Raw genomic sequence first — 26,379 nt, forward strand, 5'->3', positions numbered from 1 at the left:
CTAATTTATTTAGATCAGACGACAGATAAACGTAGGTTATATCGTCCTGACTTACACATCCAGACAGATTAAAGGTAAAAAGAAGGAATAAAATCCTGGTAATCATAGTATTGCTCTTCTGTATATCTTCGATATATGGTGGAGCTATTTCCTTCAATTTGATTCCAAGAAAATCCAACCATCATATTGATAGGTACTGGAGTCGCTTAATCCAAGACCCCAAAAAAAGTAGGATCTATAGGCTGCTTTTGCGTAGCAGACTGCGGAAAAAAGTATTAGGGTGATTAATGTACTTTACGGATAATAGTTTATGGCTTATGTTTGTCGGATAGGCAAAGCTTGGGGTTGCCAAGCTTTGCGCAAATGATTTATTTATCTCGGAACCATTTCACACTTTGCCGCCTATTAATAATAGCATTAGTGCGGTCTTTGTCCGTTAGTCTTCACGGCGGAGAAAGACAATTCGTGTTGTCGGTTCTGTTGCTAAAATTTTGTCATTGCTGATAAGCGTTTCGACATCATATTTTACGAATCTTCCAAGAAGGGCATCAAATTCAGTGATAATATCCTCGATTTCTTCGCGGTCAATGGCATTTTCTTCCGCTAATACGAATTGGAGTTTCCAAATGGGATTTTCGAGTGAAATAGCGACCATTCTAAAATTAGCTGAAATAGCACCTTGTAGTGCCTGCATCAGCATAACGGTTATTTTATTTTTTTCATCAAGCGTCATAGGATAGTTCATAGTTGTATCCAGTTGGGGTTTGTTGGAACCACGCTAGATGACTATATGACTTGAATTCACCATTGCATTATGGGTTAAAAAAAGCTTTGTTAACAAATTGAATGTTGTTTGGGTTAAACACTAGGTTGGCATCAAAAATACAGCGTTTACATTTTTCTGGCCATAAGTTTTCGGGGTCTACCCTATCAACTTCGATTGAAATTTGAGCATATACGCCTTCTTCAATTCCCAATAATTTTAACGTAAGGGATTTTTGGGAAGGTGGGTTAAAGTTAGCGTTGTTAATGGAACTGGAAGCATAACGGACATAACCGCTTACAGCATATCCTGTACAAAAATCATGTAGGCTGGGGTTACCAGTTGTGACAAAAGCCGTGGCATCTGCTCCCCCTAGAGATATTTCCCCTTCTCCTATAAGTGGTTTTAAGGTGGTTATGGTAATCAAAATAATGCTAGAAGAGTCGGTTATTTGGGGGAAGCCAGAAAAAAAACTCCTATAGGTAAGTGCGTCCCCTTTACCGACAGAAAGTTGATGCCCAGCCAAAGGAAACAGCTCCGCATTCCAATCTATATTTTTGTGTTTTTTAAGTAGTGACATGTATCTTTGATGTAAGGTAAATTCTCCAAATGATGCCTGTTGTAACCACCAGGCATTAGTTTGTAAATGGCTAAAGTTACTAATTAACACGCATTGTTCTATTGCGTACGCATTTTTCATAAAAAAAGCAATGGGTAGAATAAGGAATAAAAAGATGCTATTTTTTAAGTAATTTTTGATTTTATTAGCAACCACATTTTCTCCTGAAAGTATTAAATTCGTTTCTTACTGAGGTAGGGGTTCTGTTTTTACCTTCATCATATGGCCGACCGCTTCCTTCATAGTCAAGATTATCAATAGTATACCACCGACCTATTTCTCCATTGTTCCAATGCCAAGCCTCATGTGACGCTACTTCTAAAAGATCTCCCGCTTGAAATACATTCAGTTTTCCTCCATATCTAGTTCCGTTAATCCAAATTCCTCTTTCTTCTGATGGAAAGTATATTGTTGCCGCGCGATTTCCTAATGGATTACGTAGAAGTTACCCAAGCCTTGCGGGTTGGTGTTGGCGGCGGCGTTGCCGAAGGGGTCGGTGTTGCCCCATTGCCAGACGGTTTGGGCTTGGCTGTTGACGGCTTGCCGGGGTGTGCCCAGGTGGTCGCTGATGATGGGGTAGGCGCTGCCGTCGGCGGCGAAGGCGGCGACGGGGCGGTCGCCCAGGTACAGGTATTCGCGTTGTGTGGCGCCGCTGGTGTCGTATTCGCCGAGCATGTGTCCGGGTTCGTCGTAGACATAGACCCGCCCGCCGCTGCTGAGGGCGGTGCTGGTTTTGCTGACGCGCTGGCCTAGGCCGTTGATGCCGTAGCTGTAGGCGATGTTGTTTTTGGTCGTGCCGGATAAACGGCCTTTGGCATCGTAGGTGAAGCTTTGGCTGCCGTTGTTGGTGGTGTTGCCGGAACTATCGTAAGTGTAGCTGGTGCTGCCGACCATGTCCAGGCGGTTGCTGCCGGGGTTGACGACTAGGGCGGTGCTGTTGCCGTTGGCGGTCAGGTTGGTGCGGTTGCCGAGCGCGTCGTAGCTGTAGCTTTGGCTAATCCCTAGGGTGGCGGCACTGTAGTCGGTCAGGCGGTTGAGGGCATCGTAGCTGTAGTGTTGGTCGTTGCTGGTGTTGCCGGTGTCGCCTAGGGTGGTGATGTTGCCGAGCAGGTCGCGGATGAGGCTTTTGCTGGCGAGGCCGCCGCTGGCGGTAGCTTTTTACGCCGCCTAGCGGTTGGTAGCTGATGGTGTCGATCAGGGTGGTGAAGGCGGTTTGGACGTTGGCGGTGTTGCTGTCCACTTTGGCTGTTTGGCTGGTGATACTGACCAGACGGTGGGCGGCATCATAGCCGTATTGGATGAGACCTTGGTCGGGGGTGGTGATATTCCAGAGCTGGTTGTTGAAGTAAGTCAGGCTGGTGGTGCGGCTATTGACGGTGATGCTTTGCAGGCGGCCACGCATATCATAGCTTTACCTGTTGCCGTAATGTCAACCTGATTAACCAAATTCATCAAGTTTTATTTTGTTGCGTATTGAAGCAAGCTTATTGCTTGATCCGCAGTGAGTGGTAATGCCGCGTTCATAATAATCGCCCGCTAAAATTTAAAAACCACAGTGCGATCTTCTTGTTGACCATAGTATCCAGCGGTTTTAAATACTTTAAGTGCGTCTTTGAGCACACAAATGACTTCCTCTCGGGTGTGCCGGAAGTTTTCTGGAATTTGTAAGCCGGGTGATTCCCAAGTTGTTACAGTTTTTCCAGGTGAGGCTTCTTTGGATGAACCTAGTATGAAAATTTTTATAGGCGCGCCATCCCACCACAATAAAAAATCTTGCTCAGCGAAATAGTCTTCCCTACCGCTGCGTAGCCAACTTAAAAAAATATTTTGTTCACGGTCAATTGTCCAACACTGCTTTAAATGAAACACAGGCGTGCGTAAAACTTTACTTAACGCTTCAAAGCCATATTTTTCAGCATCAGCATCAGATACTCTTTCTCTTACAAAAGACATAGTTAAACTCCAAATAATGTATTAAGGTTCTTTCAATAGCTTTAGATGGCGGTCAAGATGCCCGCGCTCCAAAGCTTGTTGCTGTGTCGCTTAATGCCCTTTGCCCTGATAAGTCACTTTATAAATCAAGCCGTTTTTATCGTCGCTAATCAGCAAGCTGCCGTCAGGTAGGGTGAGGATGTCGACGGGGCGGCCTGAGACGGCGCCGTCTTTGTCTAACCAGCCGCTGATAAAGTCCTCTTCGGCGATGGGTTGGCCGTCTGCGCCGAATTTCACCAGTACGACGCGGTAGCCTTGCGGGTCGGTGCGGTTCCATGAGCCGTGCTGGGCGACGAACAGTTGGTTGTTATAGCTGGCCGGAAATTGTCCGCCTGTATAAAAGCGCATCCCTAGCGGGGCGATGTGGGCAGCGTATTTCCATACGGGTGGGGTAAAGTCGGCGCAGTGTTTGCCGGCGGCGAATTCCGGGTCGGGGATGTCGCCGCCGTGGCAGTACGGATAGCCAAAATGCTCGCCGGCGTGGCTCCAGCGGTTGAGTTCGTCGGGTGGTGCGTCGTCGCCGAGGTAGTCGCGGCCATTGTCGTTAAAATACAGGGCGTGGCTTTGCGGTTGCCAGTCGAAGCCGACGGTGTTGCGGATACCCCGTGCGAGGATTTCCAAGCCGCTGCCGTCGGCGTTTAACCGGACTAGAGAGGTGTAAATGTCTTGGTCTGGGTTGCAGATATTGCACGGCGCACCGACGGCGGTATAGAGTTTGCCGTCTGGGCCAAAGCGCAGGTATTTCCAGCCGTGGTGTTTGTCGCTGGGGAATTGGTCATAGACCACGACCGGGGCGGGTGGATGGTCTAGGCGTGTGGTGATGGCATCGTAGCGGAGAATGCGGTTGATGGCGGCGACATACAGCGCCCCGTCTTTATAGGCCACGCCGTTGGGCATGGTCAGGTCGCTGGCGATGAGTTGGTGCGGTTCGGCTTTGCCGTCGCCGTTGCGGTCGGCGACGGCGTAGACTTTGCCTTCGCGGCCTGTGCCGACATAGATTACGCCTTGATCGCCCAAGGCCAGGCTTCTGGCATTCGGCAAGCCGTCGGCATAGACGGAGACGCTAAAGCCTGCCGGAACGTGCAGTTTAGCCAATACGTCTTGATGGTCGTCAGCCGCCGATACGGCTAAGGCCGTGCCGGAACATAAGGCCGCCAATAGTTTTTTGCTACGATGTGCTTGCATAATGATACCCTCCCGATAAACTTTTTCTTGTTATTTGCAGTCTGTTAAGCCATTGAATTTAGCGATTCAATCCCTATATCGTCAATAATATACTCCACCTATTAAAAGGCACTATTTATGATGCGGCTTTTTCTGTTTTTAGCAACGAATGCGGCGATATTACTGGTCGTCAGCTTGATTTTCAATATATTTGGCCTGCAAGGTGCGCTGGATGCCCAAGGGGTGCACCTTAACCTGCAAGGCTTATTGCTGATGTCTGCCGTGATCGGCATGACCGGCTCGTTTATTTCCTTGGCGACGTCAAAATGGTCGGCCAAACGTGCGATGGGCGTTTTTGTGATAGAAGCCCCCAGTAACGGCACTGAGCAATGGCTGTTGGACACTGTGCGTAGCCAAGCGGCGGCGGCGGGCATCGGGATGCCGGAAGTGGGCATTTTTGATGCTGCCGAACCCAATGCCTTCGCTACGGGCATGAGCCGTGACAGTGCGTTGGTCGCGGTCAGCACGGGCCTGCTGCACAATATGGATCAGGATGAGGTGGCGGCGGTCATCGGCCACGAACTGACCCATGTTGCTAACGGCGATATGGTGACTATGGCCTTAATGCAGGGTGTGGTCAATACCTTTGTGTACTTTTTTGCCACGGTGATCGGCTATGTCGTTGACCGCGCGGTGTTTAAGACCGAGCGCGGCTATGGCCCGGCTTATTACGTCACCCAAATGGTGGCGCAACTGGCTTTAGGGGTGTTGGCTTCTATTTTGGTGATGTGGTTCTCGCGCCGCCGCGAATTCCGCGCCGATGCGGGCGGGGCGCGGTTGGCGGGAACCCATAAGATGATTGCCGCCCTGCAAGCGTTGCAACGCGCCCACGAAGCGCCCGCTTTGCCTGAACAATTGGCGGCGTTTGGTATTACTGGCGGCGGTTTCAGCCGTTTGTTTATGAGCCACCCGCCTTTGGAAGAGCGTATCGCCGCTTTGCGCAATAGCCAATAAGACCATCCAGCAACCGCCCGTTTAGGGCGGTTGTTGTTTAAGGTAGTGCATAGCTTGCCAAATCGGTTATTCATTTTCAGGCCGATAGCGTAAAATCCACATTTCTTAGATTCGATTAATCTATCTTTTAAGGAAGACCATGAAAAAAATACTTTTCTTGTTGGTGCTGATGCTGGCCAGTTTCGGTGCAGGGGCGGATGATGCCAAAAACGAGTGGCATAACACTGTGTTGTCGGATGCGACGATTGGTGAAATTAACCAAGCCACCTACAAATATAAAAAATGCGTTTCTGACGAAATGCAAAAACCTGCCTATGCGCTGATGGACACGCGCTTGGCGACTGACACCATCACGCGGATGTGTGAGCCGGTGTTAGGCAAAATGCGCGATATTTATCTGGCACAAAAAATCCCTGGCATTGTCGCCGACCGCCATTTAAAGCAACTGCGCCTTAATGTCACCCGCAGCGTATTGCAAACGATGATGTTTGCCGAAGCGGCGCGTAAATCGGGTCAACAATCAAAATAATAAAACCCATTCCAGTTATGAATAGTCAATATACCGTAGATTTAACCCTGCAACCGACCACCTTAGACTTATGGCATGTCAGCTTGGCTGCTGCCGTGGTCGCGTTAGCGCTCATTTTAGTCACTGTGCTGTTGGCGATGGTCATCCGCTTGTCACGCCGCCGCCCCGAAGCCCCGCTAACCATCGCCGAGCCGATTGTTAAAGTCGTGGAGGTCGAGAAAATCGTCGAAGTGGAAAAGCTTGTCGAAGTCGAGAAAATCGTTGAAGTGGAAAAAATCGTCCAAGCCCCGGCTCCAGAGCCCGTGGTCTTAAAAGAAGCCACACCCGATGCCGCCCTGCAATTGCTCGGCCTGTTGCAAAAAGAAGCGCGTTTCTTGGATTTTGTTAAAGAAGACATCACCGTGTACAGCGATGCCGACATCGGCATTGCCGCACGGGTCGTCCATGAAGGCTGCAATAAGGCACTGAACGAACACTTTACCTTAGCCCCTGTGCGTAACGAAGCCGAAGGTAGCCGCCTGACTTTGCCTGCGGGCTTTGATGCCGGGGCGGTGCGTTTGACTGGCAATATTGTCGGCAATGCCCCGTTTACGGGTACGCTGATCCATAAAGGCTGGCAAGTGACCCAGATCCGTTTGCCCAAATTAACACAAGGCTATAACGCCGCTATCGTCGCCGCCGCTGAGGTTGAATTATGAGTTTGTTTGATCAATTTAAAAAAATTCCGGGCAAGTCCCAAGAACCCCAAAAACCAGAGCAGCCCGTTGCACCTGTGGCCGTTCCTGAGCCGTTAGCGTTAGAACCCTTGGTTGCCGAAACGCCTGTACAAGAAGCCCCACAAATGGCGGCAGAAGGGCCCGAAACAGCCGTTGAAACGGTGGCCGAGCCTGCTGCCGTTACTGAGACTGAGGCGGCTAGCGACACTGCACCTGCTGTTACTGAGGCTGTTAGCGACACAGCACCAGCACCTGCCGCCGCGCCCACACCGAGTACCGAGGATAGCCCAGGTCAACGTTTTACGGTCGGTATCGACTTAGGCACGACCCATTGCGTGTTGTCGTATTCAAAAACGGGTGATGAAGATGAGGAATTTGTCCAACAGGTGATGGCGGTTCCGCAACTGACTTCACCCGGCATGGTCGAAGACAGCTATCAATTGCCGTCTTTTCTCTATCAAGCTCATGAATCCGAATTGGCGCAAGGTTCCACGTCGTTGCCATGGACAGCCAAACCGGATTATCTGGTCGGGGAAATCGCCCGCAACTTGGGCAGCAAAACCCCCATCCGTCTGGTCTCCAGCGCGAAAAGCTGGTTATGCCATGCCGGGGTCGATTGTAAGGCGGCTATCTTACCCGCCGACGCACCGGACGAAGTTACCCGCGTGTCGCCGTTCCAAGCCAGTGTCGCGTATTTGCAGCATTTGCGCGATGCTTGGGAATATCAGCATCCACACGCGCCTTTATCCGAACAGGATGTGGTGATTACCGTACCCGCTTCGTTTGATCCGGCGGCGCGGGAATTGACAGTGGAAGCGGCACGTTCGGTCGGCTTAGGCCAAGCTATTCTGTTAGAAGAACCGCAAGCCGCCGTGTATAGCTGGATTGAAAAAAGCCACGGCGACTGGCGTAAGCAAGTCAACTGCGGCGATATTATCCTGATCGTCGATATTGGCGGCGGCACCACCGACTTGTCGCTGATTGCCGTGACCCAACAAAACGGTAATCTGGAACTGACGCGGGTGGCGGTCGGCGACCATATCTTGCTGGGCGGCGACAATATGGACTTGGCCTTGGCCTACACCGTCAAAGCCAAACTGGAAAAAGACGGTGGCCAACGTTTGCAGCCTTGGCAAATCCAAGCCCTGACCCACAGTTGCCGCGATGCCAAAGAAAAGCTCTTCACCGACTATAGCTTGGACACCATCCCGCTGGTCATCGCCAACCGCAGTTCGTCGTTAATCGGTGGCTCTTTGCGCACCGAACTGACCCGCGACGAAGTCAACCGCGTTTTGGTGGAAGGCTTCTTGCCGAAAGTCGCCATTACCGACCGTCCGGTCAGCCGCACCCGTTCCGGTTTGCGCACCGCCGGGTTGCCATACGCGCAAGATGCGGGCATTACCCGTCATTTGGCGGCGTTTTTGGCGAAACAACAAGATGCCACTAACGATTTGGCGGATATTAACTTGCCCGCCCACGCCACCTTCCTGCACCCTTCCGCTGTGCTGTTTAACGGCGGGGTGTTAAAAGCGGGGGCGTTGGCCGAACGATTGATGCAAGTCCTTAACTCTTGGCTGATCGCCGAACAAGCCCCCGAAGCCCGCTTATTGGCGGGTGCGGATTTGGACTTGGCGGTGGCGCGGGGCGCGGCTTACTACGGTTTCGTCCGCAAAGGCCGGGGTGTCCGTATCAAAGGCGGTACTGCCGCGTCCTATTACGTCGGCGTGGAAAGCTCCATGCCCGCCGTACCCGGTTTGCCGCCGGAATTGGAAGCCTTGTGTATCGCCCCGTTCGGTATGGAAGAAGGTACCCAAGAAGAGTTGCCTGATGATGAATTCGGCTTGGTGATCGGTGAACCCGTCCGCTTCCGCTTCTTCGCCTCCAACAGCCGCCGCGACGACCGCGTCGGTACCCGCTTGGATTTCTGGAATGATGATGAATTGTCGGAACTGGCGGAAATTGAGATTACCTTGTCGGATGCAGGACGTAGGCCGGGCGAAGTTATCCCCGTGCATTTGTGCGCGGCAGTGACCGAAGTCGGCACCTTAGAGCTGCACGCGGTCTCGCAGAAAGATGATAGCCGCTGGAAGATTGAGTTTGATGTGAGGGCGGGGGAGAACTAGGCTTTTTTGCGTTATCCGTTATCTTATCGGTCTTGAATGTCGGGCAGGTTTCTGCCCGATGTTTACTGTCAATTTAAGCTGGGCTTTTGCATATGAGTTACACAAAATAATCTCTTTCTTTAGCGGAAAAAGTAAAGAGTTCTTGAAAGGATCTATATTAGCTATATCTGAAATAAGTGTTTTGAATGAATGTAACACATTAATTTTATAGTTATCTACGTTATTTAATTTAAAATCCAAATTGGTGAGGGTATTGAATGTTGTTAAGTTAATAAACCATTCGTCTTACAGGCATCACGGAATTTTTTTGGATTATGGAAATATCAGCTTTGTTGATGGTGAACGGTGAATAATGTGGTTGAGTATAGGTGTCGGATGATTTCAGAAACTATACTGATGTCTTTATCTTGATTTGTAGGATTTAAATGAGCGGAGTTAAGTTAGAGGAGGTTTTTAAAGTTGGTGGTGTTCCCACCCATACATTCGTAGAGCCTGTTGAATACAATCAGCTAATTGTGGCACTGAGAACTCCGGGTCGGGGAATAGTTGTCGAGGGGCCTTCCGGTATTGGTAAAACTACAGCTTTGATGAGAGCTATTGATAAACTTTGCATAAAGGAGGATGTTATAAATCTTTCGGGTCGTCGAACGCAAGATATTGATCTAATAAAAGAACTTCCCAATATGGGTGATGTTGGAATTGTTCTTATTGATGATTTTCATCGGTTAGATAATAAAATAAAGCAGGATATCGCCGATCACTTAAAGCTTCTTGCTGATGAAGAATCCACAGGAAGCAAGATAATTGTTCTTGGGATAAATCAAGCTGGACAAACTTTGATCAAATTCGCACAGGATCTCAATAATCGACTTGAAGTCATAAGCTTTGAAAAGAATCCGGATGAAAAAGTAAGGGAGCTTCTAAATAAGGGTCAGGATGCCTTAAAAATTAATATTAACATTATTGATGATATTGTTTCTGAATCAAATGGTAGTTTTTATATTGCTCAAATGTTGGCTAGCCAAATTTGTATAGATGCTAATATTTTGGAATCAAGTCAAGAAATACAGTCAGTTGAAGTAAGTTTTGAATTCAGCAGAGGCAAAGTATTTGACCGATTGTCGAGAAGCTTTAAGGATTGTGCTACGGCTTTTTGCCAAGGAACACGTGTCCGACCAGAAGGCCGAGCTCCCTATTTACATTTACTTTATTGGTTGGCGCAATCAGACGATTGGACAGTATCAATTAAACACATACTACGACAGCACCCTGAACATAGGGGGAGCATTATTCAAGTGGCAGAAAAAGGATATTTGGCTAGTCTAATTAACACTAACCCAGAAATTTCATCTGTTCTTCATTACGATAGCGTGTCTCAGTTATTAACTGTCGAAGATCCGCAATTCATGTATTACATAAAAAACTTATCATGGAATAAGTTTGCTAAAGACATCGGATTTGACTCAATTGGATTTACAACTCCTTATGATTTTGCATTGTCTTTTGCAGGGGAAGATAGGGAAATAGCCAAGATGCTTTTTGACAAATTTGAAGAACGTGAAACCCATGTATTCTATGATAAAAATGAGCAGCATCGAATACTAGCGCAAGATGTTGAGGATTATCTCCGTCCGATTTATCAATCGGATGCGGAGTTTGTAGTTGTATTATTGAGTCTGTCTTATCCTAAGAAAATTTGGTGTAAATTCGAATCAGATAACTTTAAACAGAGGTTTAAAGAAAAATCAGTTATACCTATTTGGTTCGATGAAGTTCAGCCGGGATTGTTTGATGAAACTACAAGAGTAGGCGGAATTAGTTTTGTACGAAGCATAAATATAGAAAACCAGTTGGATAGCATCGTTGATCTATGTTGCAAAAAGTTGCAAGAATTTAGAAATGAACGGAATTAAATTCGAGATAAGCGCATATTCCGCTAGTTATTTTATAAAACCCTATGGGCTTACCTCACTGGCAAGTCATCCGCTGAATAAAATCCTGCAAGCTTTGGCCTTCACTGTCGGCAAAAGTCTCATTTTCCGCTTGGAGGCTTTGAATCCGGTCGAGGCGGAAGTTGCGGAAATCGTCGCGTAGTTCGCACCAACCGACCAAGGTCCAAGTGCTGCCCCAAAAATACAATCCCAATGGACGGATACGGCGTAGGCTGTGTTCGCCGTCTGCACGGCAATAAGCCAGTTGTAACATGCGTTTGTTATCGATGGCTTTGCGGCAAATATCCAGATGACTATCTATGTCTTGGCGGTGGCTGAAGCGCAGCGCGAACAGTTTGCTGTCTTCGATTTTATGGCGTAATCCGGCGGGCATCACGGCGGTGATTTTGTCCAGGGCGGTTTGTGCGGAGTGGCCCAGTTCGTTGCCTGCCCAGGTTTTGCTCATCCGCGCTCCGATGACCAAGGCCTCGATTTCGTCGGAGGTGAACATGATCGGCGGGATGTCGATGGTATGCAACAAGCGATAACCGACCCCGGCTTCTCCTTCAACGGGTACGCCGGATAGGCTCAGATCCTGGATGTCGCGGTAAATGGTGCGCTCGGACACTTCCAGACGCTCGGCGAGTTGTTTGGCGGTGACTAAGCGCTTGTTGCGCAAGAGTTGGACTATTTGAAAGAGGCGGTCGGCGCGGCGCATGGTGTGGTTTGCCTAGGTGGCCGACGCGTCGGCCACCCGTAGCTTAAGAGTGGTTAGGAAGGGGAGTATAAGCCAATGCGGTTGCCTTCGCTATCTGACAGCAGTGCGAAGTAGCCGCATTCGCCGTCATGAATCGGCGTTTTGGGGAGGATGGGGCTACCGCCGTTTTGTAGGCCTCTGTCCAGCGGCAGATTTAAGTCTTCGCCGCCGTTGAAGTAGACTACGGTGCCGGTTGAGCTGGGTTGGTAGCACTCGCCCTGTACCAGCATACCGCTGACCGCCCCTTCTTCGCTGGCAAAAATTGCCATTTGCAGGCCATTCATTTCATCGTCTTTGAAGGTGGTTGCCAATAGGGTTTGGTAAAAGTTTTTCGCGCGTTGCATATCGGTTACGGGAATATCAAACCAGCTTGCTACATTAATGTTCATCTGTTGTCTCCGGGGGTTAAGTGTTAAGGAGCGGCTATGGTATGACAGGCCTACTGACAGCGTGGTGTCAGTAGTGTTTTAGTGGGGCGCAATAGTTGACAGGTGTTTAACAGATTGTTCAAATTGATTTGACAGGGCGACTACAAGGGGAAGTTATCATAAAATCTATTATTATCGATTTTTATTGACAAAATTTGTGCTGCCCCAGTCGCAACGTGATAATGCCCAGCGGCGTTTGGCTGGGCTGACTAAGCCGCTGTTGCGGGCAAGATGCCCGCGCTCCAAAAGTAAAGTTAGGCATTAAGCCGCGACTTCGGGTAAGGTGAAAATGCCTACCGATGACACCAAGTCGCCGGATAGGTTGACCAATAATTCGGTTTGGCGGCTTTGGTCTTGGAGTTGGCTGTAGGTTTCTTCGGTGCTGTTTTGGATTTGTCGGGCGCGTTCCACCAGCCGTTTTGAGACTTCGGATTGTTGGGTGGAACTGCTGGCGATAGTTTGTACCAGATGCACCAGAATGGCGGTGGTGTCGCGGGTCGCCTGCATTTCGTCGCCTGCTTGTTGCGCCAGTTCGGTGCCGCGGACGACTTGGCTGATGGCGTTGTTCATGGTGGTGATGGTGTTGGCGGTTTCGGCTTGGATATTGTTGACCAGCGAGGAGATTTTTGAGGTCGCTTCGCGGGAGCTTTCCGCCAGTTTTTGTACTTCGTTGGCCACCACGGCAAAGCCGCGTCCGGCTTCGCCCGCTGAGGAGGCTTGCATGGTGGCGTTTAGGGCGAGGACATGGGTGCGTTCGGCGACATCGTTAATGATGTTGACGATGCCGCCGATTTCTTGTGAGCGTTCGCCTAAGCGTTTGATGCGTTTTTCGGTTTCGCGGATGGTGGTGCGGATGCTGGTGATGCCGTTGATGGTGTCGGAAACGGTGGCTTGGGCTTTATCGGTATTGTTGATGGCCTTCTCGGCGGCAAGGTTGCAGGAGGCGGCCAGTTTGGCGACTTCCAGCATGGCTTTGGAGGCGGCGCCCAGTTCGTGGGCGGCTTGTTCGACTTCGCGTTTTTCATCGGCGGCGACATCAATCACCCGTGCCGATTGGCTTTGCACTTGTTGGGAAACGTGGGCGACTTCGTCGGCGATTTGCGTCACCCGTTGCAAGACGTGGGCGGTTTCGTAGGTCAGCAGGTTTAAGGCCTCCGCCAGCGGACCGGTAACGTCGCCCGCCGCTACGGCTTGGACGGTCAAATCTTTTTGCGCGAGTTTCCCTACTGACACCAGCAGTTCGACAATGGAGTTGTTGAGCCATTCTTTTTCCTGTTCTATTTTCCGGCGCACGGCTTCGCGCTGGTCGACCATCAGGTCGAACTGGCGGCCTAACAGGCCAATCTCGTCATGGGTTTGTAAATGGGCGCGGACGCTGTTGTCACCTGCCGCCAGTTTTTGCATAACGTCCACTAATAGGCCGACGGGACGGGTGATGGAGTTGGTGATGTAGAGGGCGACCAGGGTACAGCCCGCAATGAGGGTGATGATGACCACGGCTAAGGCGAGCAGGGTCAGGCTGGCGGACTGGATTTGGCGGCTGAATATAGCATCCAGTTCATTCACGCCGAGGGTGATTTCGTTATACATTTCGTTAATCGCTAAGCTATGCCGCGAAAAGTAGTTGGCGGGCGGGTAATCTAAGGCCGCTTGGGTGATGATTTGGGTGTCGGCCAGTTCGATGGCCTTTTTGATTAAGGCGGTCGTGGTGTTGAATTGGCTATTTAGGGATTCTTGGGCTTTCGGGTCGGCTTGTTTGTGCTCGGCGTTGAGGAAATGGTTAAAGTTCTGCTCGGCGGTGTCTAAATGCTCATTAGCGATGCTGAGCATCAGGATCAGGCGGCCCCGGTCGCGGGGCAGGTTGCCGCTTAGGGTGTCGGCTGGGATTTTTTTGGTGGCCCGTTCGGCGGCTTGTAACAATAAGCCCGTACCCCAGCCGTTTGCTTGGTCTATGTACTCGGCGATAAGGGGGGCATCGACAAGGATGGCGCGGATTAAGAAGTATGATTCGGGGTTGGGGTCTAGCGCTAGGCCGTAATGGTCGATGATGACCGTTAAAATATCTCGCACCTTGGCGATCAGCCATGCATCTGAGCGGAACAGCTCCGGCGGCGTTACCGAGTGGTCTCTGGCTTTGCGGGCGATTTTCGGCCATTCTTGCTTAAAGTTTTCCCAAAGTTCCTGCACTTCGGTGTCGCCGATAGTTTGGCTTAAGGTATCGATGTCAGTTATTTTTCGCTCAATGGCATGTTGGGCGGCTTGGCTTTCGGCGGCACCGTTACCCATAAAGCCGACCGAATAGGCGCGGTGTTTGGATAATAATTGGCTGAGGGCGAGCAGTTCTTTGGCTAAGCGCAGGCCTTGTTGTTCGCGTTTGGTTTCGTTGATTTTATCCCATTGGCTATCAATGACGGAATAGAAGGCGGTACCGACCAGAACTAAGGCCAGTAAGGCTAAAATAGCGAATTTTTGCCGTAATAATAAGCCGCTAAACGGCGTAATGTGTGCTTGTGCCATAATGTTAACTCGTGTGGATTAAGGGGTTTTGCCGTCGATAGTCAAGCCGAAGGGGCGGTGATTAGGCGATGTATCGTCGCCAGCAGGTCGTCTTCGCGTACGGGCTTGACCATATAGGCATTGACCCCGGCATCGCTGGCCAGGGTGCGGTGCATCTGGGTGGTTCTTGAGGTGACCATGATCACGGGGAGGGCGGCGGTGGCGGAGCTGATGCGGATGTGTCCGGTCAATTCAATGCCGTTCATGCGCGGCATTTCCAAGTCGGTCAGCACCAGGTCGGGGAGGGTTACGGCCAAGTGTTCGGCGGCTTCTACGCCGTCGCGGGCGGTGCTGACCTGAAAGCCGGAGTCTTGTAAGAGCTGTTCGAGGGCGCGGCGTTGGCTGAGCGAGTCGTCTACCACCAAGATGCTCGGTAAGGTGGGCGCGGTTAGGGGTAGGGCGGTGTCTTGCCAAGCCGCCGCGCCGCCTTCGGCCAGCCGCAGCAGTTCGGGCAGATCCAGCACGGGGGCGACACTACCGTCACCGAGAATGGTCGTGCCGATAAAGCCGGGCGTTTTTTTAATGTAAGCACCAAAATTTTTGATGACGATGTCCAGGCCATCGGTTACCCCATCCAGTAAGATGGCGGTGGTGGTTTGCTGATGTTCGACCAATAAGGCGAGGCGCGGCACTTGGTCGGGTTTGCGGTAGCCGGGTAGGCCTAGCAGTTGGTCTAGGGTCTGGGCAGGATAGCGGTGGCCGTCCAGTTCGGCGTATTGGCCGTCTTCGGTGATACTGAGCGGGTTTGTACCCGCCAAGACGATTTGCCGGATACCGTGGTTGGCGAGTGCCAGATGGTAGGGGCCGATGGCGGTCAGCAAAGCATGGGCGCGGCTGAGTGGTAGGGGGATTTGTAAGGCCACGGTCAGTCCTTGGCCTGGCTCGGAGTGTAAGGTGAGGCTACCGCCTTGCGCCTGTACTTGGTAATTCACCACGTCCATGCCGACCCCGCGCCCGGAGGTTTGGGTGGCTTGGCTGCGCGTCGAAAAGTTTGGGCGGAGGATGAACTGTGTTAAGTCGTCTTCGCTGGCGGCTTGATCGGGCGATAAAACGCCGCGCTGTTCGGCGGCGGCACGGATGGCGGTAAAATCCAAACCGCGCCCATCATCACGCAGTTGGATCAGGAGGCCGTTACCTTCATGGGCAAAGCTCAGGTGAATGGTGCCGTGTTCGGGCTTGTTGAGGCGTAAGCGCTCTTCGGGGCTTTCAATGCCGTGGTCGACGGCGTTGCGCAATAAGTGCATGAGAGGGTCGGTCAGGGTATTGAGGGTGTCGCCGTCTACCCTGAGGTGTTCGCCGGAAAAGCTCAGCACACAGTGCTTGCCGGTAAGGCGGCAGGTTTGCCGTAAACTTCTTTGCAGGCGGGGGATCAGGGTAGCGGCGGCCACCAATCGTGTCGCCATAATGGCTTCTTGGGTTTCGCTCATCAATTGTTGTTGTTCGTCCAGTATCTGCTTCATTGCGTCCAATTCTTGGCGGGCATCCAAGCCGATTGTCCGGGCATCGAACGCCGCTTCCACCAGTCGGCGGCTGGCGGTGTGCAGTTCGTTGTATTCGTCCATTTCTAGCGCGTCGTGCGGGGTTGCCGGGCTAGTGGCGTTACGGCCTGACAGGTCTTTTAGGTCTATCAGTTGCTCCAGTTCGTCGCCTAGGCCGCGTAACAGCTCGAATTGTTCTAGCAGGTTTTGTAGCAAGTTTTTGGCGCGGCGCAGGCGTTGGTTGGCTTGGCTGTTGAGGATGAGGTTTTCGCCCGCTTGCCCGAACAGTTGGCTGAGTTGTTCGGCTTCGATTCTGACCATGGCCGCTTGGGCTTTCTCAGCGTTGGCGGTGGCGGGTGCGGGCGATGAAGCCTCGGCAGCGGTCTCAGCAAGCGTTTGCCCGGTCGTGGGCAAAGCCGTCAGGCTGTCTAAGCCTTCGCTCTCCAGCCGATTTGCCCAGGTCAAGATGTTTTGTAAAACGGCCAAAGCATCATCGGGCGGCGGGCTAAGTCCGAGCAGCGATTCGCTCATGGCTTCTAAGCAATCGGCGGCGGCGATTAAGGCGTGCAGCAGGCTGTGGCCGGGCTGTTTTTGTAGTTGGGCGCAGGCGACTAAGATGTCTTCGAGATAATGGGTGAGCTGGGCGATACCTTTAATACCGACCGTATTAGCCGCGCCTTTGACGGTGTGGGCGAGGCGTTGTGCGGTGTCCACATCCGCCAAACTGCCGTCTGCCTGTAAGGCGTGCAGGGCGGCGGATAAGGTTTGGGTTTGGATGGGCAACTCTTGCAGGAGCAGGTCCAGCAGTTCTTGGTTAACGTCTTCGGGTAAGGCTAAGCTGGCATCTTCGGCGCTGGCGGTGCGTTTATGCGCCGTTGGTGTTGCTGGCGCGTTAACGCCGCCGATGCCTTGCAATTGCGCCAGCAATAGCCCGGCGGCTTCCATATCCAGGGGTAGCGGCCAATCGGGGTTGCCCAGTTGCGCGAGCAGGGGCATGCCGGCATCCCGGTCACCGATGTCCGCCAGATAGTCTTGGACGGCGCCAATCCAGCCCTGTAAGGCCTCTACTTGGGGGACGGCAAACAGGCTGGGGTCAGCAAGGCATAGTCTGATGTTATGCTGGACATGCGCACAGCTCAAGGCTAAGCCGTTAAACTCGGCTATGCTGGCGGCCTGTTCATAGCTGTCAAGGGCGGTGCTGAGTTCGGCTAAATGTCCGGCGTAATGGTCGGGTGTATCCAGGGTAATGGCGGTTAGCTGCTGCCCAATAAACGCCGCCTCCATCGCCAATAATTCCGCGTGTTCCAAGAGGGTCGCGGTGGGCGATAAGGTATCATCCAGAGCAATCGCCAACAGGTAATCTTCGGCATACCCGTCTGCGCTTAGGTCTGCAATGCTTGTGCCTAAAGCGGTGTTGGCGATGACTGTGTTCATAATCCCGCCTCCGGGCAGAACGATAAGCCGCCTAGCGCATTGAAGAAAGCCTCAAAATCAAGCTCCAACCATGTTTGGCCACCCTGTATATAGGTCTGACGGATAAACGGCGCGATGCTATCGGGCAAAGCGAAGGGGCTGGCTGGGGCTTCGTCTATGTCGGCGACTGGCTGCGGGTAGTCGTCTATCCACAAGGACAGGGTTTTGTCGCCGTGGCCGATGGCAAGCAAATGGCGTTTTTGCGGCGGGTGGGCGGTGCTGTCAAATAAGCGGTGTAAGTCGATAACCGGCACGATAGTGCCGCGCCTGTTTAACAGGCCGCTGAACCAAGGAGCGGTTTTGGGAATCGGATTGACGGGTAATGCCCCTAAGACTTCGCAATTGCCCTGGGCGGGCAACAAAAACCCCAAGCCGCCGACACGGAAGCCTAAAGGGTTGGCTGGGGCGGTGTCCGCATAGCCGATGGGTGCTGTAGCCGTTGAATTGAAATTGGTCGCCATGATTAATGTCATTGTCAATGTCGGCGGCAAGGCCTGTGTTTAGGCTATGCCGCTGCCGAAAAAGATACCCGTTAAAGCCACGCCTTGCCGGTTTGGTATTTGCAGGGGGGATCGTAACGCATAAAAAGAGGGCTGTTGGTGGCCGTCTAATGGGTCACGGGTTGGCGTTGTTCTTGTCGGCGGGCCGTTAGCCAAGCGACGATGCGGGTGCTGAGTTTTTTAAAGGCCTCTTCTTGGACGGGTTTGGTCAAATAAGTCGTGCAGCCCGCCATTACCCCCTTTACTTCGTCCAGCGGCGAGGTTTTGCCGGACACCATGATAATCGGGGTCTTTTTATACTGCGGATTGCGGCGTAATTGGGTGCAGACTTCATAACCGTCGATATCCGGCATAATCACGTCTAAGAAAATCAAGTCATAGTGTTGCTGTTGCGCCATTGCCAAAGCGGTCGCGCCGTCTTGGGCAAAGGCGATGCTGGTGATTTGTTCTAAGGTGGATAGTTTGTGTTCCAAGTCTTTTTGGACGGGTAAGCTGTCATCTACCACTAATACCCGATAACCACCCGTGGCAACTGCCGGAGCCGGGCTTATCGGCGGTATTTGCGGTAATGGTGGTGCGGCCATGGTTTGCGGTAATACCCGTTCCGATAGTCCGGCAAGCGGGCTTAGCCTGTCGAGTGCGGTTATCAGTCTGGCGGTGGTCAACAGGCCGCTGAGATGGTGGGCAGGAGGAGGGTCTATTGGCCCTTGGCTGATGGCGATGACTTCAACGCCGACCTTTTTGCTCAGGATCAGGTCTTTTTTTCTTAACGCCAAGGGGTTGTCGTAATTGACCAGCAGCACATGCAGGACGGGCTCGGTGGGAGGTACCAGCACATAGAGGTTTTTATGGCGGGGCTGTTGTTGGAATAAGGGTTTGAGCTTTTCCTCCCATGCCGCCCCGAAACCGATGGTGGCCACCGCCACGCGGGTTTGCGGCCTGGGTTCGGCAACGGTGGGAGCGTCTTGGTGCAGACTGTTTGGGTACATGGCAATACTCCTATGGGGTTAACGATGAAGCCTGTGTAGGGATAACGCGGTTTAGGAACCGCTCCATTTCAGAAAAGACGGCACATAGAGTTGGTCGAAAATACCGTTATCGTCAAAATGTTCTTTTTGGGCTTGCTCCCAACTGCCGAAGCCTTCTTTAACGGTAAAGAGCTTCATTTTGGAGAAGCGGTTCAGGTCTGCCGCATCGGCATATTGGGGGGAGATGGGGCGGAAATAATGTTTGGCGGCCAATTTTTGCCCGATAGGGGTATACAAATACTGTAAATAGGCGGTTGCCGCTTCTTCGGTGCCATGTTTTTTAGCGATGCTGTCGACCACGGCCACCGGCAGTTCGGCAAGAATACTGGTAGATGGCGCGACGATTTCCACTTGGCCTTCGCCCAGTTCTTTAACCGCTAAAAACGCTTCGTTTTCCCAGGTCAACAACACGTCGCCCACGCCGCGTTGCAAGAAGGTGGTGGTGGCGGCACGCGAGCCGGAATCTAGGATGGGGACGTTTTTATAGAGTTCTTTTAAAAAATGTTTCGCCGCTTCTTTGCCGCCGTATTTTTTTTCCGCAAATGCCCAGGCGGCCAGATAGTTGTAACGCGCCACGCCGGAGGTTTTCGGGTTGGGGGTGACCACGGTAACGTCGGCCTTCACCAAGTCATCCCAGTCTTTGATGCCTTTGGGGTTGTCTTTGCGTACTAAAAAGACCACGGTGGAGGTGTAGGGGATGCTATTGTTAGGCAGTTTCGTTTGCCAGCCGTTGGGCAATAACTTGGCTTTTTCCGCCACTTTATCGATGTCATAAGTGATTGCCAGAGTCAGCACATCGGCTTCCCGCCCTTCAATCACTGAGCGTGCCTGTTTGCCGGAGCCGCCATGGGATTGTTCTATTTTGACGGTTTCGCCGGATTTGGTTTTCCAGTAACTGATAAAGGCCTTATTAAAATCTTGAAAAAGCTCACGGGTAGGATCGTAAGACACGTTGAGCAACGTCTGGTCGGCGGTGGCGGCATTAGCGGCGAACAGGCCAGCGAAGATTGCTATGGTGAGTTTGGTGGTAAAAGTCATGATGTTTCCCTTAGGCGCCGTGATGTCAGATTTTTTAACATTAAAATAAATGGCCCAGCCTCTAGGCTATTAGGTGGTTAAGGCAGTTAACCATAACAAGTTGCAGGATGAAGCGCTTATCACCTTGATAGGAAAGCGCCATCCCGCAGATGTCCGGCTATAGGCCAAAAAATCCGGAAGTGGCGGAGTTGGCGGTTAAAATGGCTTTTAAATATTTGTTGTTAGGGGTGTTGGCATTGCCCCAGAACACGCTCAGGCCTGCCGCCGCCGGATCGGTTTTGGTATTGATGATGGCATCGGCCACAGTCAGGCCAAGGGTTTGGCCTTGGTAGTCGTCATTACCAAAATGTACGCCCAAGTAAATGCGGCTCCGGCCATTTTCTAGCTGTAGCTTAGAAAAGCTGCTGACGGTGCGGGTGGTGGCATCGCCACCAAACACTAAGGGGTCTACTTGGCCTGTGCCGTTATTGGTGCCGATTAGCCACGGTAAAGTGGTCAGGGTTACAGGTGTGCCATTTTTCTGGATATTATCGGACTTGAAAAAAGCCCGCAGTATCTCTGCCCCCGCCGCGCCGGTCGCGCTATGTCCGCCCGTGTTGGAAGGATGGGAAGGGGTGGTTGCCAGAGGTTTCCAAGTATAAGTGCTGACGCTGCCGTCCGGGTTGGCGTTGAGGGCGGTAATAGGCCGCCAAAACGTCAGGTCGTATTTGGATTGGAAGGCGGCAATACGGGCATCGGCCAAGGCATTGGCCAACACGGCAAATAATTTGGCGTTTTGGTCTAGGGTCAGGTTTCGGCTGGCCGAGGCAAGCCGGGCGGCTTCGTTAACAAAGAGTTCCGCGTCGGACTTGTAAAACAGTGCCTGTAAGGTTTGATCGTGGCTACGGTTGCCCGGATTGGCCGAGTCTTGCCCGTGGGTTTTGACAAAATCCAACTCGGCATTGTATTCGTCGCTACCGATGGTGAGGGCGGGAGGGACGGTGGCGACCAGCAGTTGTTTTTTTACGGTGGTCAAGCTAAATGGCGTGACGTTTTTCCAGTTAAAATCAATGCCTGCCGCCGCTTGGATGGCACCAGACGCGTCAAAGCCAGTCGGTGCGCCGGTGATGGGGTCGTTAACGCCTGCCGCGCCGTTGCTGGGTCGCCATAGGCCAATCCCTGGATTGCCGGTGGCATTAGGGATGACCGTATTGGTGGTGGAAACGCTCAGGTTGCTGGAGGGGGTATAGGTGGTTCTGATGGCGGAAAAATCTTCCGCCCTGGCCGCTAAGGCTGCTGCGGCGGCAGCTTGGCCGACGGCAATGCCAGGATCGGCAGCCGTTACGCCCAAAGCCGCCAAATCGCTGGCCAGTTGCGTGTTTAACCAATCCCGGGTGGGGTTCCAACTGCCGCTGGCCGGATTAGGCAATGCCCCCAGTAATACGTCATGTGCCGCTTGTGCCGCAGCCGCCGCCGCCGATTTAGCGGTTGCCCCGGTGGGTGCGGCGGCGTTGTAGTAATAGCTGGTGGGGTTAAAATGATCGAAAACGTTGACCGCATCGAAAACGGCGCGGGCTTCGATGGCTTCGATACGGGTGGCGACATTGGAGTTTTGTGCCAAGCTGGCGGTGCCGGTGGTCAGTGACGTGGCGGCTTTGGTCGCCCAGACGGTGTATTTGTTCCAATCGGTGACGGTATCGGCGGTTGCGGAAACGGTGAATAAGGAAGCGGCAATAGCCACAGTCAGTGTCGTCAGGCGTAATGGGGTGGCTGTATTATTTTTCATATAAACCTCTATTGAATTTTGAAAGTCTGCATAATGCACAACACCGACAGTAACGTCCGGTCATTACTGTTGTGTACTTTTCAATAGTCAATTTATATGCCAATATGTAAGTTATTGTATTTGCTTTGTTTCTGTTGAGCAAGGGCGGGTAATGGTGTTGCTGTGACAACAGTAGTCAAGCAAGTGCTGTTTGTCGGTAAGGCTAAAAGCTTACTGGCAACCGAATATGCCGCCCGAAAAGCGTGGCATTTTTACCGCTTGTCCGGCTCGGCTATGTTGGCTGGCACCTAGTAGGTTCTGCCAAGATCGCATCCAATTTCCGCATAATGTCCGTGACTTTTATCGCCGCCATATTGGCGCGGCATTGCTTGAGGTTGGTCTGGAAGGTGGCGAAGTTTTCATTGGCGGGGATGAGAGTATGGCTTTGTTCTTGCCCATACGGCCCCCAGCGGCGCGGATGGGTGCTTTTTAAGGTGGAGTAAAACCCCAATAAGGGTTTGTTGAAGGCGCGGGCGATATGCAGGGGGGCGGTGCTGTTGCTGATCAGCAGTGTGCAGCGTTGGATCAGGCACAGCAGTTCTTCTAAAGAAAACTGCCCGGTCGCATCGATGAGGGGTTTGCGGCAGTGGCAGCTTAACTGCTGGTACAAAGGGCTTTCTTTGGCGGTGCCGGTAATGATGACCGTGCCGGGTAAAGGGTAAGCGTCGATCAGGTCGCCGTACAGGTTAAGGGGCAGATCGATGGCGCTGCCGTTACTGCCGGGATGGATGAGGGTAAAGTGGCGGATCTGGTGCTGTTGTAAGAAGGTTTCGACTTTGGCCGCCGCCGCTGCACTGGTTTGGAAGTTAAAGGGGATGGCTTGGCGGTCAGGGGGATTAATCCAGCCGTGCAGCAGGTCAAGGTTATAGTCCAGTTCGTGTTGGCGTTGGTGTTTGCGCTGTTGCCAAACCCAGTGGTTCGCGTATAAGGCATAGAGGCGTTCGGTGCGGGTCAGGCGGTGCGGGATGCGGGCGGCAAAAGCCAATTTGGCTAAAACGAACTTAGGATGGAGATTAAAGGCCAGATCATAGTGTTGGGTTTTGATTGCGTCGACAGTGCTGCGGTAAGCGTCGCCGGAAGGCTTGATGCTGTCTGGCAGGATCAGCACTTGGTCGGCATCGGCATAGCATTGCGCTAAGGGGGCGCTGTAGGCGGGGACGAGAAAATCGATGCGCAACTGCGGATAGTGTTGTTTTAGCAGGGTGGTTAAGGGCAGGGTGTACAGTAAATCACCGAGATTGTCCTTGCGCAGGAATAAAATTTTTTGGATGTCGGTAAAGTTTAACGGGGTGCAAAACGGTAGCATCATGTCTCCAGGGCGAGGTATGCAAATGGCCAAAAGCTATTTTATGGTAAAACGTTATCATGATGGGTGGAACTTTTGGGGCGAAAAGTCTGGCTTTACATGGCAAATATCGGCAAATGATGCGAAGATAACCGCAACTTTTAGGCCTTATATATTATGGAGTGTTATGCTGAATAAAGTCATGTTAATCGGGCGGCTTGGCGCTGACCCGGAAGTGCGTTATATGCCGTCGGGTGCGGCGATTACGACTATCCGCTTGGCGACCAGTCGGCGCTGGAAAGATAAGCAGACCAATGAAAACCGCGAAGAGACCGAATGGCATCGGGTGGTGTTTTTTGCGCGTCTGGCGGAAATTGCCGGAGAATATTTAAAAAAAGGCAGTCAAGTTTATGTGGAGGGGCGTATCCGTACCCAGAAATGGCAAGGCCAAGACGGCCAAGACCGTTACACCACCGAGATTGTCGCCGAAGAGATGCAGATGCTGGGTAGCCGCACTGGCGGCACAGGTGAGTTTGACACCCAAGCCCCCGCCCAAGCCGCCCCGCCGCCCGCCCGTCCGGCTTACCAAGCCCCGCAGGCGCCATCACCCGCGCCGCAATATAACAGTCCGGCCATGCCTCCTGCCCCGCCGACTTATGATGATTTTGATGATGATATTCCATTTTAGGCTGATTAGGCTAAAGCCAGTAAATGTCATGCACTACTGGCAGAAACGGCTTAAGGACTTTATAATCAGGTCTTTTTGTATGCCCATAGGCTGCCGGAACGTTATTGGGCGGTTGCTTTAGCCTGTTTGGGGCGGTTTTTTTAGATCATCGGATACCATGTCAATTAAACGATCTTTTTTCCTACTGTTGCCTGTGTTTGTCACGGGGTGTGCTTATAACCCGTTCGGGGAGAAAGAGCCCGCGCCTGTTTATCAAGAGCGGCCTGTTATCGTTCAAGCACCCGAACCGGTGCCGGCACCTGCGCCCGCACCTGTGCAGACCATCGAAATTAATAAGATGCCGGATATGCCCGCCCCGGCAGTCACGCCTTTGGAGCCGGAGCCGTTAACGCCGGAACAGACCCGGCAAATGCTGACCCCAGAGCAAGAGCAAGCGCTCAATGCTTTGGAGAAACCGACTAGCTTAGACCCCAGCAGCACATCGCTGTTGCCGTCGCCGTCGGCGGTCGCGCAGCCGCCCCAGCCTGCACCTTTGACTATGGCGATGAATGCAGTACCGGCTCCGCCGCCAGCACCTGCCGAATCCGTTCTGCCTGTGCCGAGTATGGAGCCGGGCACTATTGTCCCACAACCGTCCGCCGCCGTGCCGCCATCGGTAGCCGCCCCGGATGTCGTCGCCATGGTCACGCCGCCCGCACCGCCACCGCCGCCGCCTGTATTCGAGCCATTGCAGACGTTTGCGCCGTTATCGGCAGTGACGCAAACCTTGGTGTTGGCGGCGGACAAGAGTGTCGCGCGGGGCAATATTGATTCGGCCTCGGCGACGATAGAGCGGGCGATGCGGATTGAGCCGAAAAATCCGACCTTATTATATAAATTGGCGTTGTTACGGTTAAAGCAATCCAAACCCGTTTTGGCGGAAGATTTGGCAAAAAAATCGGCGCTGATGGCGACTAACGACAAGCCGCTGAAAAAACATAGTTGGTTACTGATTGCCCGCGCCAGAGAAATGCAGAACGATATGGACGGTGCGGAAAAAGCGCGTAAACAGGCCGAGAAGTTTTGAGGTTTTGCATACACTTCAAATGGTCAAGTTTTCGGTTTTAGGATTAACCATTCGGCTGTCTCCAGACCACGGACGGATTAACCGAAAACTTGACCGTTCAGAGTATAGCTGCGCGTAACTGATTTTCTTAATGGCGGCATTTCCGGCGCTAAAAATTTACCCCTTTAATTTTCCTGACATCATGCACAGCACCCCTTCTGAAGTCTTAACTACCTTAAAAACCTTACGCGACTATATCCGTTGGGCCGCCAGCCGCTTTACCGAGCATCAAGTCAGTTTTGGCCACGGCACAGTAGCCGCTCTTGATGAGGCGGCGGCACTTATCTTGCACACGGTTTATCAGCCTTATGATCTGGCCGAGGCTTATTTGGACACCGTGTTGGCCTTGGATGAGCGGCAAAAAATCCTTGATATAATAAGCCGCCGCATTAACGAGCGTATTCCTGCCGCTTACCTGACCCATGAGGCCATCTTTGCCGGCTTGGCTTTTTATGTCGATGAGCGGGTGCTGGTACCCCGGTCGCCGATTGCCGAGCTGATTGCCCAACGGTTTGACCCGTGGGTGGACGAAGACCAAGTAATGAATATCCTCGACTTGTGTACGGGCAGCGGCTGTATCGCCATTGCCTGCGCTTATGCGTTCCCAGAGGCTTATGTCGATGCCGTAGACTTGTCTGCTGACGCGCTCGCCGTTGCCACAGTGAACGTCAGCCAGCACCAATTGGGTGACGCAGTGACCTTGTATGAATCGGATTTGTTTGAAGAACTGCCGGAAACCCGCTACGACATTATTGTCAGTAACCCCCCTTATGTCAGTATAGAGGAATGGCAGCAGCTCCCCGCCGAATTCCATGCCGAACCGCAATTGGGCTTGACCGCCGGGGCGGAGGGTTTGGATATTGTGTTGCGTATCCTCGCCGATGCCGATAACTATCTGACCGATACGGGTATTTTGGTCGTTGAAGTCGGCAATAGTGCCGCCGCGTTGCAAGACGCTTTCCCCGAAGTGCCGTTCTATTGGCTAGAATTTGCGCGGGGCGGTGATGGCGTGTTCTTGCTCACCGCCGAACAAGTCAACCTTTACCATAAACAATTTTTAGCCGCTTTGTCATAATATCTGACGTTACGCAGTAACGTGTTTTGCCCCCGTTTGCCGCGCCGAGCATCGCAGGTTTTGTCGGGATAAGCCCGAATACCCATAGGGCATAAAGGGGCGCGGCAGGGATGCCGCGCGTCGGCAGGTGCACCCAAGGGCATAAAGGCAGGAGCCCACTCTGCCGACCCCCGGCAAAACCGAGAAGCGCAGGATCAAGCGGTAATCGGGCCGCCTTTTCTTTGGATACTTTCTTTTGGCGGAGCAAAAGAAAGTATCTCGCCTTCGGGTGCGAGAACCCGATTAAAAAGCCGTCGCGACAGCGACTCATCAT

The 26,379-nt window shown here is 52.3% G+C and carries 24 protein-coding genes; 9 read left to right on the forward strand and 15 right to left on the reverse strand.

Features of this window, described 5'->3' with window-relative positions; translation table 11 throughout:
• Positions 1 to 436: 436 nt before the first annotated feature.
• The 6 genes from AADEFJLK_RS10730 to AADEFJLK_RS10755 all read right to left on the reverse strand — a co-directional run bounded on the left by AADEFJLK_RS10730 (position 437) and on the right by AADEFJLK_RS10755 (position 4,559).
• Complete coding sequence (locus AADEFJLK_RS10730) at positions 437 to 745, reverse strand: MafI2 family immunity protein (protein WP_146054558.1); 309 nt, start codon at positions 743 to 745, stop codon at positions 437 to 439.
• A 67-nt stretch (positions 746 to 812) separates the two neighbouring features.
• Entirely contained in the window at positions 813 to 1,538 is a 726-nt protein-coding gene (locus AADEFJLK_RS10735; RefSeq protein WP_103974260.1) for a hypothetical protein, read from the reverse strand.
• A 270-nt stretch (positions 1,539 to 1,808) separates the two neighbouring features.
• On the reverse strand, positions 1,809 to 2,492 hold the full coding sequence (locus tag AADEFJLK_RS10740) for a hypothetical protein (RefSeq protein ID WP_487246525.1): 684 nt from the start codon (positions 2,490 to 2,492) through the stop codon (positions 1,809 to 1,811).
• The gene (locus AADEFJLK_RS10745) at positions 2,377 to 2,784 is read right to left on the reverse strand and encodes a hypothetical protein (protein WP_103974262.1); all 408 of its coding nucleotides are present in this window, start codon (positions 2,782 to 2,784) and stop codon (positions 2,377 to 2,379) included. Before AADEFJLK_RS10745 ends, AADEFJLK_RS10740 begins: the two co-directional genes overlap by 116 nt.
• A gap of 134 nt (positions 2,785 to 2,918) precedes the next feature.
• Positions 2,919 to 3,335 carry a hypothetical protein gene (locus AADEFJLK_RS10750; protein ID WP_103974263.1) on the reverse strand — a complete coding sequence of 139 codons (417 nt, stop codon included), beginning with the start codon at positions 3,333 to 3,335 and terminating at the stop codon, positions 2,919 to 2,921.
• A gap of 90 nt (positions 3,336 to 3,425) precedes the next feature.
• The gene (locus AADEFJLK_RS10755; RefSeq protein ID WP_103974264.1) at positions 3,426 to 4,559 is read right to left on the reverse strand and encodes a PQQ-dependent sugar dehydrogenase; all 1,134 of its coding nucleotides are present in this window, start codon (positions 4,557 to 4,559) and stop codon (positions 3,426 to 3,428) included.
• A gap of 117 nt (positions 4,560 to 4,676) precedes the next feature.
• On the opposite strand from AADEFJLK_RS10755, the gene htpX reads away from it, so the two are divergent.
• The 5 genes from htpX (at position 4,677) to AADEFJLK_RS10780 (ending at position 10,833) form a co-directional block, all read left to right on the forward strand.
• Complete coding sequence (htpX, locus tag AADEFJLK_RS10760) at positions 4,677 to 5,552, forward strand: protease HtpX (RefSeq protein WP_211299195.1); 876 nt, start codon at positions 4,677 to 4,679, stop codon at positions 5,550 to 5,552.
• 139 nt (positions 5,553 to 5,691) lie between these two features.
• Positions 5,692 to 6,081, forward strand: coding sequence for a hypothetical protein (locus AADEFJLK_RS10765; RefSeq protein WP_088620249.1), 390 nt, complete (start codon positions 5,692 to 5,694; stop codon positions 6,079 to 6,081).
• A 17-nt stretch (positions 6,082 to 6,098) separates the two neighbouring features.
• Positions 6,099 to 6,779, forward strand: a complete 681-nt coding sequence (locus AADEFJLK_RS10770; protein WP_088620250.1) for a DUF2760 domain-containing protein — start codon at positions 6,099 to 6,101, stop codon at positions 6,777 to 6,779.
• A complete protein-coding gene (locus AADEFJLK_RS10775; protein WP_249028018.1) occupies positions 6,776 to 8,920 on the forward strand; it encodes an Hsp70 family protein in 2,145 nt (714 codons plus the stop codon). Before AADEFJLK_RS10770 ends, AADEFJLK_RS10775 begins: the two co-directional genes overlap by 4 nt.
• A 425-nt stretch (positions 8,921 to 9,345) precedes the next feature.
• Entirely contained in the window at positions 9,346 to 10,833 is a 1,488-nt protein-coding gene (locus AADEFJLK_RS10780; protein ID WP_103974265.1) for a TIR domain-containing protein, read from the forward strand.
• A gap of 55 nt (positions 10,834 to 10,888) precedes the next feature.
• On the opposite strand, the gene AADEFJLK_RS10785 is transcribed toward AADEFJLK_RS10780, so the two are convergent.
• The 8 genes from AADEFJLK_RS10785 to AADEFJLK_RS10820 form a co-directional block, all read right to left on the reverse strand.
• Positions 10,889 to 11,569 carry a helix-turn-helix transcriptional regulator gene (locus tag AADEFJLK_RS10785; protein ID WP_103974266.1) on the reverse strand — a complete coding sequence of 227 codons (681 nt, stop codon included), beginning with the start codon at positions 11,567 to 11,569 and terminating at the stop codon, positions 10,889 to 10,891.
• A gap of 53 nt (positions 11,570 to 11,622) precedes the next feature.
• The gene (locus AADEFJLK_RS10790; protein ID WP_103974267.1) at positions 11,623 to 11,997 is read right to left on the reverse strand and encodes a VOC family protein; all 375 of its coding nucleotides are present in this window, start codon (positions 11,995 to 11,997) and stop codon (positions 11,623 to 11,625) included.
• 300 nt (positions 11,998 to 12,297) lie between these two features.
• Positions 12,298 to 14,553 carry a methyl-accepting chemotaxis protein gene (locus AADEFJLK_RS10795; protein ID WP_103974268.1) on the reverse strand — a complete coding sequence of 752 codons (2,256 nt, stop codon included), beginning with the start codon at positions 14,551 to 14,553 and terminating at the stop codon, positions 12,298 to 12,300.
• A 41-nt stretch (positions 14,554 to 14,594) separates the two neighbouring features.
• Positions 14,595 to 17,504: a hybrid sensor histidine kinase/response regulator gene (locus AADEFJLK_RS10800; RefSeq protein WP_103974269.1), complete on the reverse strand. Its 2,910-nt coding sequence runs from the start codon at positions 17,502 to 17,504 to the stop codon at positions 14,595 to 14,597.
• Positions 17,501 to 18,016 (reverse strand): chemotaxis protein CheW, encoded by a 516-nt coding sequence (locus tag AADEFJLK_RS10805; RefSeq protein ID WP_103974270.1) that lies wholly within the window; start codon positions 18,014 to 18,016, stop codon positions 17,501 to 17,503. Before AADEFJLK_RS10805 ends, AADEFJLK_RS10800 begins: the two co-directional genes overlap by 4 nt.
• Before the next feature lie 134 nt (positions 18,017 to 18,150).
• The gene (locus AADEFJLK_RS10810) at positions 18,151 to 19,032 is read right to left on the reverse strand and encodes a response regulator (protein ID WP_088620260.1); all 882 of its coding nucleotides are present in this window, start codon (positions 19,030 to 19,032) and stop codon (positions 18,151 to 18,153) included.
• 51 nt (positions 19,033 to 19,083) lie between these two features.
• Positions 19,084 to 20,109 (reverse strand): sulfate ABC transporter substrate-binding protein, encoded by a 1,026-nt coding sequence (locus AADEFJLK_RS10815; RefSeq protein ID WP_088620261.1) that lies wholly within the window; start codon positions 20,107 to 20,109, stop codon positions 19,084 to 19,086.
• 157 nt (positions 20,110 to 20,266) lie between these two features.
• Positions 20,267 to 21,874, reverse strand: coding sequence for a vanadium-dependent haloperoxidase (locus AADEFJLK_RS10820; RefSeq protein ID WP_103974271.1), 1,608 nt, complete (start codon positions 21,872 to 21,874; stop codon positions 20,267 to 20,269).
• A gap of 162 nt (positions 21,875 to 22,036) precedes the next feature.
• On the opposite strand from AADEFJLK_RS10820, the gene AADEFJLK_RS25875 reads away from it, so the two are divergent.
• Positions 22,037 to 22,165 (forward strand): hypothetical protein, encoded by a 129-nt coding sequence (locus AADEFJLK_RS25875; protein ID WP_269766558.1) that lies wholly within the window; start codon positions 22,037 to 22,039, stop codon positions 22,163 to 22,165.
• Here the strand turns inward: AADEFJLK_RS25875 and AADEFJLK_RS10825 are convergent.
• Positions 22,146 to 23,222 (reverse strand): glycosyltransferase family 9 protein, encoded by a 1,077-nt coding sequence (locus AADEFJLK_RS10825; protein WP_103974272.1) that lies wholly within the window; start codon positions 23,220 to 23,222, stop codon positions 22,146 to 22,148. The genes AADEFJLK_RS25875 and AADEFJLK_RS10825 overlap by 20 nt on opposite strands.
• 163 nt (positions 23,223 to 23,385) lie before the next feature.
• Between AADEFJLK_RS10825 and ssb the strand changes: the two genes are divergently transcribed.
• The 3 genes from ssb (at position 23,386) to prmB (ending at position 26,066) form a co-directional block, all read left to right on the forward strand.
• Positions 23,386 to 23,886, forward strand: coding sequence for a single-stranded DNA-binding protein (gene ssb / locus AADEFJLK_RS10830; RefSeq protein WP_088621656.1), 501 nt, complete (start codon positions 23,386 to 23,388; stop codon positions 23,884 to 23,886).
• Positions 23,887 to 24,043: 157 nt separating this feature from the next.
• Positions 24,044 to 24,952 (forward strand): hypothetical protein, encoded by a 909-nt coding sequence (locus AADEFJLK_RS10835; RefSeq protein WP_103974273.1) that lies wholly within the window; start codon positions 24,044 to 24,046, stop codon positions 24,950 to 24,952.
• Positions 24,953 to 25,133: 181 nt separating this feature from the next.
• Positions 25,134 to 26,066 (forward strand): 50S ribosomal protein L3 N(5)-glutamine methyltransferase, encoded by a 933-nt coding sequence (gene prmB, locus AADEFJLK_RS10840; RefSeq protein ID WP_103974402.1) that lies wholly within the window; start codon positions 25,134 to 25,136, stop codon positions 26,064 to 26,066.
• The last annotated feature ends 313 nt before the right edge of the window (positions 26,067 to 26,379 follow it).

Source organism: Methylovulum psychrotolerans (assembly GCF_002923755.1).
GTDB classification, from domain to species: Bacteria; Pseudomonadota; Gammaproteobacteria; order Methylococcales; family Methylomonadaceae; genus Methylovulum; species Methylovulum psychrotolerans.